Annotated in this window: 13 protein-coding genes; 6 read left to right on the top strand and 7 right to left on the bottom strand. The window is 53.0% G+C overall.

The window, feature by feature from the left end; genetic code table 11:
- Positions 1 to 184 precede the first annotated feature (184 nt).
- Both HFP08_RS09345 and msrB read right to left on the bottom strand, forming a co-directional pair.
- Entirely contained in the window at positions 185 to 421 is a 237-nt protein-coding gene (locus tag HFP08_RS09345) for a hypothetical protein (protein ID WP_168120327.1), read from the bottom strand.
- A 71-nt stretch (positions 422 to 492) separates the two neighbouring features.
- Positions 493 to 1,461, bottom strand: a complete 969-nt coding sequence (gene msrB, locus HFP08_RS09340; protein WP_168120326.1) for a peptide-methionine (R)-S-oxide reductase MsrB — start codon at positions 1,459 to 1,461, stop codon at positions 493 to 495.
- A gap of 243 nt (positions 1,462 to 1,704) precedes the next feature.
- On the opposite strand from msrB, the gene HFP08_RS09335 reads away from it, so the two are divergent.
- A complete protein-coding gene (locus HFP08_RS09335) occupies positions 1,705 to 2,139 on the top strand; it encodes a DUF4407 domain-containing protein (protein WP_240941239.1) in 435 nt (144 codons plus the stop codon).
- A complete protein-coding gene (locus tag HFP08_RS09330) occupies positions 2,136 to 3,212 on the top strand; it encodes a phosphodiester glycosidase family protein (RefSeq protein WP_168120325.1) in 1,077 nt (358 codons plus the stop codon). The genes HFP08_RS09335 and HFP08_RS09330 overlap by 4 nt, the downstream gene beginning before the upstream one ends.
- A 70-nt stretch (positions 3,213 to 3,282) precedes the next feature.
- Here the strand turns inward: HFP08_RS09330 and HFP08_RS09325 are convergent, their stop codons facing one another.
- Positions 3,283 to 3,699, bottom strand: a complete 417-nt coding sequence (locus HFP08_RS09325) for a VOC family protein (protein ID WP_168120516.1) — start codon at positions 3,697 to 3,699, stop codon at positions 3,283 to 3,285.
- A gap of 175 nt (positions 3,700 to 3,874) precedes the next feature.
- Here HFP08_RS09325 and HFP08_RS09320 point away from each other — a divergent pair, with 175 nt between their 5' ends.
- Positions 3,875 to 4,372 (top strand): LURP-one-related/scramblase family protein, encoded by a 498-nt coding sequence (locus HFP08_RS09320; protein WP_168120324.1) that lies wholly within the window; start codon positions 3,875 to 3,877, stop codon positions 4,370 to 4,372.
- A 16-nt stretch (positions 4,373 to 4,388) separates the two neighbouring features.
- Here the strand turns inward: HFP08_RS09320 and HFP08_RS09315 are convergent, their stop codons facing one another.
- Positions 4,389 to 4,970, bottom strand: coding sequence for a GNAT family N-acetyltransferase (locus HFP08_RS09315; protein WP_168120323.1), 582 nt, complete (start codon positions 4,968 to 4,970; stop codon positions 4,389 to 4,391).
- A 151-nt stretch (positions 4,971 to 5,121) separates the two neighbouring features.
- On the bottom strand, positions 5,122 to 5,706 hold the full coding sequence (locus HFP08_RS09310; protein WP_168120322.1) for a hypothetical protein: 585 nt from the start codon (positions 5,704 to 5,706) through the stop codon (positions 5,122 to 5,124).
- A gap of 214 nt (positions 5,707 to 5,920) precedes the next feature.
- On the opposite strand from HFP08_RS09310, the gene katG reads away from it, so the two are divergent.
- The 3 genes from katG to HFP08_RS09295 all read left to right on the top strand — a co-directional run bounded on the left by katG (position 5,921) and on the right by HFP08_RS09295 (position 10,307).
- Positions 5,921 to 8,113, top strand: a complete 2,193-nt coding sequence (gene katG / locus HFP08_RS09305) for a catalase/peroxidase HPI (RefSeq protein ID WP_168120321.1) — start codon at positions 5,921 to 5,923, stop codon at positions 8,111 to 8,113.
- Positions 8,114 to 8,557: 444 nt separating this feature from the next.
- Complete coding sequence (locus HFP08_RS09300; protein ID WP_346768727.1) at positions 8,558 to 9,085, top strand: sigma-70 family RNA polymerase sigma factor; 528 nt, start codon at positions 8,558 to 8,560, stop codon at positions 9,083 to 9,085.
- Positions 9,075 to 10,307 (top strand): hypothetical protein, encoded by a 1,233-nt coding sequence (locus tag HFP08_RS09295; protein WP_168120320.1) that lies wholly within the window; start codon positions 9,075 to 9,077, stop codon positions 10,305 to 10,307. Before HFP08_RS09300 ends, HFP08_RS09295 begins: the two co-directional genes overlap by 11 nt.
- On the opposite strand, the gene HFP08_RS09290 is transcribed toward HFP08_RS09295, so the two are convergent.
- Entirely contained in the window at positions 10,304 to 11,305 is a 1,002-nt protein-coding gene (locus HFP08_RS09290; protein WP_168120319.1) for a 5-oxoprolinase subunit C family protein, read from the bottom strand. The genes HFP08_RS09295 and HFP08_RS09290 overlap by 4 nt on opposite strands.
- Positions 11,302 to 12,066, bottom strand: a complete 765-nt coding sequence (gene pxpB / locus HFP08_RS09285; protein WP_168120318.1) for a 5-oxoprolinase subunit PxpB — start codon at positions 12,064 to 12,066, stop codon at positions 11,302 to 11,304. Before pxpB ends, HFP08_RS09290 begins: the two co-directional genes overlap by 4 nt.
- Between the last annotated feature and the right edge of the window lie 38 nt (positions 12,067 to 12,104).

The following is a 12,104-nucleotide window of genomic DNA, read 5'->3' as shown; positions in this document are numbered from 1 at the left end:
GCTTCTGCTCCTCCAAGTCGACTTTATCGACTTACGGCATCACACAGGCCCGCTTCTACTCTCCTAAGTCGACTTTATCGACTTGCGGCGTCACACAGGCCCGCTTCTGCTCCTCCAAGTCGACTTTATCGACTTACGGCGTCACACAGGCCCGCTTCTGCTCCTCCAAGTCGACTATATCGACTTACGGCGCCACTCTGGCCCGCTTCTGCTCCTCCAAGTCGCCTTTATCGACTTGCAGCGTCACACAGGCCCGCTTCTGCTCCTCCAAGTCGACTTTATCGACTTGCGGCGACACTCCGGCCCGCTTCTGCTCCTCCAAGTCGACTCTATCGACTTGCAGCGCCACACAGGCCCGTTTCTGCTCCTCCAAGTCGCCTTTATCGACTTGCAGCGCAACTTGCAGATATACCGCTAACATCTCGCGCGCCGCACACACCGAACACACAGAACCAAATCCAGTTCAACGAAAATCTGACGTATCTCTACCTATTATATGTCAAATAAGCTGACATACTCACCATAGCCCTCTTCCGCCAGCTTTTCCTTCGGCACAAAGCGCAGCGAAGCGGAGTTGATGCAATAACGCTGGCCTGTCGGTTGAGGTCCGTCGTCGAATACATGGCCGAGGTGCGAATCTCCTTGCTTGCTCCGAACCTCTACGCGCACCATGAAATGGCTGGTGTCCGTCTTCTCTTCGATCGCCGATGCCTGCAGCGGCTTCGTGAAGCTCGGCCAGCCGCAGCCAGCGTCGTACTTGTCCCGCGAGCTGAACAACGGCTCGCCGGATACGATGTCGACGTAGATGCCGTCCTCCGTATGATCCCAGTACTCGCCGGTGAAGGGGCGCTCGGTGCCGTTATTTTGCGTGACCTCGTATTGAATCGGCGTCAGACGCTGCTTCAGCTCCGCGTCATTCTTTGCGCTTTTCCAGCGGCTGGCGATGAAGGCGTCGCGGCCAGAGCCTTTGCGATACATTTTGTAACGGAACGGATGCTTCTTATGATAGCCCTGATGATACTCTTCCGCCGGATAGAACGGTCCCGCTTCCACGATCTCCGTCACGATCCCCTTATCGAACCGTCCGCTGCTCTGCAGCTCATCCCTCGATTGCTCCGCAAGCTTCTTCTGCTCGTCGGTATAGTAATAAATCCCCGTGCGATACGATTCGCCTCTATCGTTGAACTGGCCGCCGGCATCCGTCGGATCGATCTGCTGCCAGAAGATTTGCAGCAGCTTCTCGTAAGGAAACACATCCGGATCGTACTTGATCTGCACAGCCTCGGTGTGCCCCGTCGTCTCGGAGCATACTTCTTCGTACGTCGGGTTCTCCGTATGGCCTCCCGTATATCCGGACACGACGGAGCGTATGCCCGGCATTTCCTCGAACGGCGACACCATGCACCAGAAGCAGCCTCCCGCAAACATAGCCATTGCTTCTTTTCCATTGCTTTGTTCCATCGCGAATTCCCCTCCATCATTATGGCTTTAATCAGTCTTCTCTACAGTATACAATAGAGCGCTCCGACTTCAAAAAAACGCAAATTCCCCTTCCACATTTTGTGATTCAAAAAGGAGCGACACCGAATCTATCGTTTGTTACAATAGGGTGACATTAAGAAGTCATCGCAACCTTTACGAGAATTTTGCGTTGATAATACATAGAACGCATCATGAGTGATGACATCCATTATGAGGTGAATTATGAACGAAATCAGTGTCGAAACTCCATCAATCGCAAGCCGGGGAGCCGTCAAGACGCACAGGAAAAGAAGCGCGCTCGCGCTGACGAGCTTCATTCTTGCTTGGTTTATATTAATAGGGGGCGGTATATACGGCGCGAAGGTGTATACCGAGCATATCCAGGAGCAAATCACCAGCGATGTAGAGCAGCAAACCGCAGCCCAAATTACGCAGATGCAGCAAGCCTATGACACTCGCATCGATGACGTAGAATCGGGCTACAAAGCGGAAATCGCTGCGCTGAACAGCAAGATCGACGCTTTGAACGAATTGCTGAACTTCACGAAGGACAACGCGGACGACAAAACGGATAACAGCAACAAGCTGTACACGCAGTTGAACGAGGTCAAAAAACAATTGGACGAGCTTAAGAAAGGCTTGGATGTATTGAAATGAATCTGACGATCAAACGATTGAACCGAACCGCGCTGCTCGCCATATCGCCTTTCATAGGCGCGATGTTATGGCTTCTCTTCACTACGGTTATCATTCAAGTTTCGGATGATTCGCTGCCCAAAGCCGCTAGACTTGAAGCCGCGTCAAGCGAGAATCGCATCGAGTACGCTTCGACAGCGCTGGATCAGGCGCAAGCAACTGCCGTCTACACAGGCGAATCGATCAAGAAAGATCTCGAGCTCTACAATCAGACGAATGCGAGAATGGCGGAAATTACGTCTACAGCGACAGCGCAAGCAAAACGACCGTTGCTCATTTACGACAAGATCATAACAAGCAGGCTGGGCAAGCCGGCGGCGACGATCTCTTCAAACAAGCTCCGCGCGCAGCTGTTCTATCTTTCGAACGAGAATTTCAGAAGCTACGCCGTGAAGATTCAACTGAAGTCCGACGATGCGATGAAGCTGGTGCTCGGCGGATCGGAGGTAGGCAAAGCGCAGACGACGCTGCAAGCCGTCAATGATTATGATGCGGCAGTCGGCATTAACGGCGGCGGATTTGCGGATGGGGGCGGCAAGCGTTACCCGCTTAGCACGACCATCGTCGATGGCAATTACATAATGCCGTTCCAGGCCTCCTACTCCGATCTCTTCTTCGTTGGCTTGAACGACAAAAATGAGTTAATCGGAGGCAAATTTTCATCCCAAACGCAGCTCGACGCGCTCAAGCCGAAGTTCGGCGCTTCCTTCGTTCCGGTCTTGCTGAAGAACGGCTATCCGCAGATCATTCCTTCAAAATGGCAGACAAGCCCCCGCCGGGCTCCTCGCACGGTCATTGCCAACTACAAGGACGACCAGCTGCTGCTGCTCGTCGCGGACGGCTACAACGAAGCCGGCAGCTCCGGCGCGACGCTGGCCGAGCTTCAAACGCTGCTGAAGCAATTCGGCGCGGTCGACGCCTACAATCTCGATGGAGGCGGCTCCTCCTCGCTCGTGTTTAACGGCAAAATTATTAACAAACCGTCGGACGGCGCGCTGCGGAAGGTGCCTACGAATTTCTTGTTCTTCAAATAATGGCTAGCAAAACGAAAGCAGCCCCCGGAAGCCGTTCAATTCTGCTTTCGGGGGCTGCTTGTCGATTCCTTTATTCTGTCGATAGGTGAAAGGTTATGCCGAACTTGTCCTTCACGATCGCGTAGCCTTTGCTCCAAGAGGTTTCCGAAAGCGGCATCTTCACCTCTCCGCCCTGCTGCAGAGCATTGTAGAGCCGTTCCGTCTTTTCCTTGCTGTCTATCATAATGCAGATGTTGACCTGATCGCCCATTTCGAGCGACATGCCGGGGAAGATATCCGAAATCATCAGATCGCTGTCGCCAACTTTGAGCAGAGCGTGCGCGATTCTTTCCTTGGCTTCCTCCGGCATCGGACGACCAGGATCTCCCGGCATGCCGCCGAAGGTTTGAAGCATTTGCAGCTTGGCATCCAGGGTTTGCTCATAGAACGCGACCGCTTCTCTCGCTCTGCCGTCCAGCATGAGATAAGGGTTAATCCGAATCGACATCATTTATCGCTCCTCTTCTACGATAGATTCATGCTTAGTATATCGAATCGAACCCGGAACAACAAATCTAGTTCAAAATGCTTATTTTGTAATAAATTTCATAAATCGCATGGAATCGCGCCCTCCAAGTATCGTATAATTTGCACATGGTAAAATACTGGAAGGGATGGTTGCCATGCAGGAACTTTATTTCAACGACAACTTCTTCAGCAGCGGGACCACGGACATCATGAACTCGACTGGGGACCGTATCGGCACCATGGACCTCAAGACCATGTTCAGCGCCAGTATTTCCGTCTATGGAAAGGAAGGCGAGCTGCGTTCCACCGGAAGATTCCGTTCCTTCTCGAATAAATGGGAAGTAGCCAATACGCCGGAAGGCACAGAAGGCGTGCTTCGCAAGAGATTCACCTTCTTCCAGAAGGTCTACGAATATGAATCTCCAAGCACGGGAATGCTTCTCATCGAATCTCCCGCCTTCTCTCGCGCATATACGATCAAATCTTCGGGAGGACAACTCGTCGCGAGCTTCGAGCAAACGAATCATTGGCTCCAGTCGGGCGCTTTCGTCTTGCAGAATCATTCGGAGAAGCTTGACAGCTATGAGCTAATCTCCATCATTATGGGCGTTCACAGTATTCACAAACGGGCTCGGAACACTGCCGCTCAATAATACGGAAGTCTGGAGGCTATTGGATGAGAAAAAGCTCTAATCGCTCTTTCACGTCCGGCCATTCCGAAGATAAAATGCTGTACAGATCCGCGTTGCGAATATAGCCGTCATGCATGATGCGGTCGTGACGAAGCACGCCTTCATGCACCGCGCCCAGCCTTCGGATGGCGGCATTCGAACGGGCATTCCGCTGATCCGCCTTCAATTGCACACGAATAGCTTCGAATTGTTCGAACGCGAATTGAAGCAGCATATACTTGCATTCCGTATTCACCCTCGTTCTCCAAACCTCGGGCGAGTACCAGGTCCAGCCAATCTCCAGATTTCGATTCGGAACGGAGATATTAAGCAGTCTGGTGCTCCCAACCAATTGCTTGAGCTCATGGTCATACACCACATAGGGAAACTCCGTTCCCATCTCCTTCGCGGCAAGAGATTGCTCAATGAACTTGGCCATCTCCGCGGCGGAGCTCGTCTTCTGCGGCAGATAGGTCCAGATTCGCTCATCCATGCTGCAAGCAAACAGAGCATCGGCATGCCGATGCTCCATAGCAAGCAAGTCAACTCTCTTGCCTTCGAGCTTCGTCGGAAAGTTCATTTTAAAAGCACCGCCATTCCAATTTCATCCATCATTCATGTGATATTATCATAGCGGACGGCCTGCGTTGTTTCAACTGCTGTTCGATTAATCCCGTCCCATCGCTGCTGCATGAATACGATTGCGTCTATCCGGCGCGCTTATCCCGGAACTATTCATCCGTCCCAACTTCTCTGAGCGCAGTTTCAGCCCCTTCGGCCGCCCCGCCCTTCGAGCTCTCCGCTTGCTCCCTCATCGCTTCAGCCTCTCGCCAGCCTTTGGAGGTCAGGCGAAGCACATTTCCGATGCGGTCAATTCGTTCGCTATCTCGCAATCTCTCGATCACATATACAAATTCCTGCAGATTCGACGATGCTATCAAGTTATATTGCCGATCTAACGGATATAAATTGACCGGCTCGCCATGCCCTGTGACACGACCACGCAGATAGAGCAGCAGTCTCGTTTCCTTCTCTTCCACCGTGCTTGGAGCCTTATTATGGACGGCTAGCTCTTGTACATCCGCAAGCGACAGCGAAACAGATTCACCTTGATCCACCCTCTCTCTTATATAAGCCGAAATATAGGGGAATAATTTATTCTTTTGATCATAGGGATAGTCTTGTATAGCGGAATAATCATCAGACAGCAGATTGTAATAACTGTCATGAGAGCACATGCAGCCCTTGAACCGGTCATATTCCCCGATTTGTTCCATCTCCACAATCTCCTGGCAAAACAAGCAATGCTTCTTCATCTTGCTCCCTCCTCGTATTTTATATTATTCGTAACCATTACCCGATATGGGCATGTCGAAAACTGAACTGATAATAATTGGAAGAATTACGGGCGCTGAATGAAGATTCAATGAAAGTTCATTTCTAACATTGAAATTCATTGAATAACGTTTTATAAAGAGATTAAGAGCAATTCTTTATTGCTACTCATTTTAACGAATAGGAGATGAGAAAATGGACGCTTCTTCTTCTGCAAACGCAGGCAAGTGCCCGGTTATGCATGGCGGAGCAACGAGTCACAAATCCGGCGGAACCTCGAATCGGGATTGGTGGCCGAATCAGCTTAATTTGAACATTCTGCACCAGCATGACCGCAAATCCAATCCTATGGAAGATGATTTCGATTACTCGGAGCAATTCGGCAAACTGGACTATTACGCGCTCAAGCAGGATCTGCACAATCTTATGAGGGACAGCCAGGAATGGTGGCCGGCCGATTACGGCCATTATGGCCCGTTCTTTATCCGTATGGCCTGGCATTCCGCAGGCACTTATCGCACAGGCGACGGACGAGGAGGAGCGGGAAGCGGCTCGCAGCGCTTCGCCCCGCTGAACAGCTGGCCGGATAACGGCAATCTGGACAAGGCTCGCCGTCTGCTATGGCCCATCAAACAGAAGTACGGCAACAAAATCTCCTGGGCCGACTTGTTCGTGCTGACCGGCAATGTCGCCATTGAATCCATGGGCGGCAAAACGTTCGGATTCGGCGGCGGTCGGCGAGATGTGTGGCATCCAGAGGAGGATATATACTGGGGCAACGAGAAGGAATGGCTGGGCGATACACGTTATACGGGCGACCGTGTTCTGGATAATCCGCTGGCCGCCGTGCAGATGGGCCTCATCTACGTTAATCCCGAGGGTCCGAACGGCAAGCCCGATCCGCTGGCCAGCGCCCGCGATATTCGCGATACGTTCAGCCGCATGGCGATGAACGACGAAGAGACGGTTGCGCTTATTGCCGGCGGACACACCTTCGGCAAGGCGCATGGCGCGGGCGACGCCGCGCTGGTCGGTCCCGATCCGGAGGCCGCGCCTATCGAAGCTATGGGCCTTGGCTGGCTAAGCACACATGGATCAGGTCTGGGCCGCGATACGATTACCAGCGGCGTGGAAGGCGCTTGGACCGCTAATCCGACGAAATGGGACAACGGCTTCTTCGACATGCTGTTCGGCTATGAATGGGAGCTGACCAAGAGCCCCGCAGGCGCGCATCAGTGGGCGCCGATCGATCCTGACCAGGAGCATCTCGCGCCCGACGCAGAGGATGCGTCAGTCCGCGTGCCGACGATGATGACGACAGCCGACATGGCGCTGCGCGCCGATCCGGCATACGAGAAGATCGCGCGACGTTTCTATGAAAATCCGGAAGCATTCGCCGACGCCTTCGCCCGCGCCTGGTTCAAGCTGACGCATCGCGACATGGGACCTCGTGTCAGATACCTCGGACCGGAGGTGCCCCAGGAAATTATGATATGGCAGGATCCCGTTCCTGAGCCTGACTATGTCTTGTCGGAGGAGGACGTCACAGCTTTGAAAGAGAAGCTCCTTGGCTCGGGTCTTACGATCAGCGAACTGGTGACGACAGCCTGGGCTTCCGCGAGCACCTTCCGCGCATCTGATATGCGGGGCGGCGCCAATGGCTCGCGCATTCGGCTTGCTCCGCAGCGGAATTGGGAAGTCAATCAGCCGCAGCAATTGACGAAGGTGCTAACCGTACTAGAAGGCATTCAGGCGGAGCTTGATATCCCCGTCAGCTTGGCAGACCTCATTGTGCTCGGCGGCAGCGCCGCCGTCGAGCAGGCGGCTCGCGATGCCGGCTTCGACATGACGGTTCCGTTCGCGCCGGGTCGGGGCGACGCCGCTGCGGAAGATACCGATGAAGAAAGCTTCGCCGCGCTGGAGCCTGCGGCAGACGGCTTCCGCAACTATCTGCAGAAGCCGTTCAGCGTGAGCGCGGAGGAGCTTCTGGTCGACAAAGCGCAGCTCATGAATCTGACCGCGCCGGAGATGACGGCGCTTATCGGCGGCCTGCGCGTGCTCGGGGCCAATTACGGCGGCTCGAAGCATGGCGTATTCACGGAGCGCGTCGGCATGCTGACAACCGACTTTTTCGTAAACCTTCTGGATATGAATATCGCGTGGAAGCCGGCAGAGGGCGGCGTCTACGAGGGACGCGACCGCCGTAGCGGCGGGGTTGCGCATACCGCAACCCGCGTGGATCTCGTATTCGGCTCCAACTCCGTTCTGCGCGCAATCTCGGAAGTGTATGCACAGGATGACGGCAAGGAGAAGTTCGCGCGCGACTTCATCGCCGCCTGGGTGAAGGTCATGAACGCGGATCGGTTCGATCTGGAGCGGAAGAGATAAATAATTGAAATATCGCGAAAGAGCGCGGATGAAGAATAGAAAGTGACAAAAAGGGCTTCCGAATTTTCGGGAGCCCCTTTTCGTTCCCTACTGAGGGAAGCGAGCATAATCGCGACAACGAAAATTTCTAAAATCGCCGGATAAGGATTTAAAATGAGGCTATCGATTAACTGTGAATCACCAACTTGTAGAACACCTCCGTCGGTTCCACTTTTGAGGCTGCAGCGCTGGTAATCAACATTGCAACCCAGTCCACAGTTAATCGTCGACAGCCTCTGAAATTCCCGTTACAGACCGCCAGGTTCAAAAAAGGCTGTCTAAGGTTCAAAAATTTCCGTTAAAGCAAGCCAGTGCTCTCTTCATGGGAGGCAGCAAAGATTTTTCTCATTGTTGAAAAGCCAAATCTCTCCCTACTCCGTCTAATGGGTATAACATGCAAAGCAGGTGAGTTCTATCGAGGCCTTGATCAAGAAAGCAAAACGAGGAGATGCAAATGCGTACATGGAACTCTTCAGCAGCTATGAGGAAGATATTTACCGAATGGCCTATGTGTATGTGAAGAACGAGAATGACGCTCTGGACATTGTTCAGGAGACTGCTTATCGGTCCTACAAAGCCATCGCCAAGCTGAAGAATGCAGCTTATTTTAAAACCTGGTTGATTCGAATAACTATCCATTGCGCGGTTGATCTCCTTCGCCAGCGGAACAAGACGAAATTGCTGACGCCGGATCAAATAACAGATACAGGATCCGAGGCAAATGTTTCTCTGTCGCTAACCTTGCAGCAATTATTATCTCTTGTGCATGAAGATGAGAAAAGCGTCATACTGCTGCATTATTATCAAGATTATACGATAAAACAGACCGCCGAGATTCTTGGTATCCCGTTAGGCACAGCCAAAACAACCCTCTATCGTGTCTTGTCCAAATTGCGCGCCGCCATGAAGGAGGAAGATCGCTATGAACAATAAAATAAAAGACGAAATGGCCTCCATTCCTATTCCTTCCGCACTTCATAGCAGAAGCTTGAAAGGGATTCATGAGGCGCAAGCTGTTCGAGTGAGTCGAAGAAAAGACTGGTCCAAAACCATTGCCGCCGCCGCAATCGTGGCAACGCTTGTATTCGGAGCTTTGTTTCATGGCGAGGTGTATGCGGCGATTCAGAAGAGCTTGCAGTTCATACCCGGCATTGGCGTGGTGAAAGAGGAGACGGCTCCCGAAGAGAGATGGATCTTGAAGGAGCCCGTTAGAGTCGAGATTGGCGATGGATATGTGGATATTACGGGATTGATGTCGGATGAGAAGGAAACTTACATGACGGTATCCGCCTTTGATTTGCCGCGGTTCGAAAGTGTCACGTTCATTAATGAAGCCGGCGATTCGTTCACTGTTTCACGATCCATGTACGTTGGGACTTTGAACGAATGGACGGGAGATTTCTGGCATAATGGAGCTTTGCCGCTTGCAGGGAAAATTTCCTTCTACTTCGACGATTACAGAGAAGCAATCACATCAATCTCATTAGCGAAAGCGGAGTCCTATGCGGGTTACGATGAGCTCGGTCAAACGGTAAAAAAGAATGGGGCAGCTATAACGCTCATCCCTAATCATGGAGCCGACCGGATGTGGGTGAACATTGTTTCCAGATTGGATGATGATGGTCACGTTATAAAGTATGGTTATCTTGATTATGCACATAGAGATAGCGGAATCCAACTGACAAACAAAGAAGGAAATCCTGTCGCTTTCGAATGGCAGCAAGCAACGGGAGCTCCGAACCGGGTTTTCAGCTTCGCCAGTCATGACGAAGGGCCCTATGTGCTCACTCTGCCTGCAATAACAGTGTCTGAAAAAGATAAAACCAAACTAACATTAACCATACCGCCAATCGGAGAAACGTCGTCCATGACCCAAAGCTTTGAACTAGCCGACTTCAAGGTCGACATGACAAAGCTTGAACGAGTGGATGCAACGACTCTAAAGGTCTATGTGGATACTCATTATAAAGAGAGCGATCCAAGATCCATCATGCAATTCAGGCTTGATCGCAGCTCCATGTTGAAAACGAATGAACGCACTGGCGAAATGGAATTTTTCCAATTTGAAATTGAGCCAGGCAGCAAAAAAGTGACCGTTGAATTAAGCGATCCGGCGTTTCTCGTCAGAGGCCCTTGGACATTCACCTTGAACTAGCCGGGAAACTTAAGCGCGATTGCCGATTGCAGCACACTCATATCCTGCTCGGATTCAATCAGCCGCTTCTCCGCTTCTTCATAGGAAATGCGTACGAAGCGGACGGAATCGCCAGGTTTGAGCTGGGCGAATACCGGCAAATCGACCGTCGAGACCTGAGCGATGCGAGGATAACCTCCCGTCGTCTGGCGATCAGCCAACAGCACGATCGGATTGCCGTCCGCCGGGAGCTGAATCGTTCCGTTCGCGACGGCTTCCGACAACAGCTCCTCCTGATGCTGGAGCTCAAGAGGCGCTTCTCCGGTAAGCCGGTACCCCATCCGATCCGAATTCACATGAATGCGGAAGACGGATTGGAACAATTGCTCCTTGCTCCGCCCGGTCAATCGGTCGAAATGCGCGCCTGCCATGACCCGGACAACCGCCGCCACACCCCGATCCGCCACGGCGAAATGGGTGGCATGCCATTGCGGAAAGCGCGAACCGTATTGGAAGCTGCGCAACATGCGGCCGGACAACGAATCGGGATTCACAGGCTTCGCCTGCAAGCGGTCTCCCGCCTTGAGCGCCCTTCCCTCAAAGCCGCCGAAGCCTCCTCGCAGGTAGGTGCTGCGGCTGTCCATAATCTCGGGGAGGTCGAAGCCTCCCGCTATGGCGATATAGGCCCTGCAGCCCGATCGCACGACGGGAAAAGCAATCACTGTCCCCTGTTCGACCAGAACGGGACGCCACAGCGGCAACTCCCGCCCATTCGCCGTCGGCGCCATGTCGGCGCCGCAAACGGCAAGGAGAAGCCGATCCTCCGCCCGCAGCACCGTTCCGGACAAGGTCAGCTCCAGGACGGCCTCTCCTTGACTGTTGCCGACCAGCATGTTGCCGACCCTCGCGGCAACGCCGTCCATCGCACCGGAGACGACGACGCCGTATTGCTGATAGCCCGCTCGCCCGCAATCTTGAACCGTCGTTTGCATGCCGGCTTTTATAATCGTAAGCGTCATCGCCGAACCTCCTCTCTCAAGTCCTCGTATTCAGCCTTCGTAATGGGGACAAAGGAAACCCTGTCTCCCGCCTGCAACAGACTCGGACGTTCCTCTCGTTGCGGGTTGAACAGAGTGAACGGCGTTCTCCCGATCAACTGCCAGCCTCCCGGCGTGGCGAGCGGATAAATCCCCGTCTGTCTGCCCGCTATGCCGACGCTGCCAGCGGGAATAACGATACGCGGCGTCTTATGCCTTGGCGAAGCTATTCTTCCCGACATGCCTCCGAGATAAGGAAAGCCCGGCGCGAATCCGATCATATAGACCTTATAGGAGCCGCCGCTATGAATCGCGACGACCTCCTCTTCCGTCATGACATGCAATCGGGCCACATCGACCAGATCCGGTCCATGCTCACCGCCGTAGAGAACGGGAATTTTGACATGACGTGAGCTTATGTTGTCCTTTATAGCTTCCTCTGTCAGAGCGTCCAGCTTCCGTTTCAATCTGGCGCATACCGTCTCAAAGAGGGACGCATGCTTCTTCTCTTCTTCCGAGCGTCCCCTCCATATTTCATAGGGATTATAATGAACGACGATCGAAGCGAATGCCGGCACATATTCAACCGTCCCGAGCTCGTCCTTCGCGTCTTGAAGCAGCCTCATGACGGCTTCCACTTTGGCGTTCGTCGCTTCATCCATCGCGCTCCCCAGCGAGATCAGAAGCCCGCTGTCGCCAAGCGGCTGCAAGATATAATTTATTTTTGTAACACATTCGTCCATATGCGGTGCCTCCAATCCTGTACCTGTCACCGGCTGCC

Origin of the sequence: Paenibacillus sp. HB172176 (assembly GCF_011947265.1) — a bacterium.
GTDB lineage: Bacteria > Bacillota > Bacilli > Paenibacillales > Paenibacillaceae > Pristimantibacillus.
The sequence above is the reverse complement of the archived record's forward strand: the minus strand, read 5'-3'. Positions and strand labels throughout refer to the sequence as shown.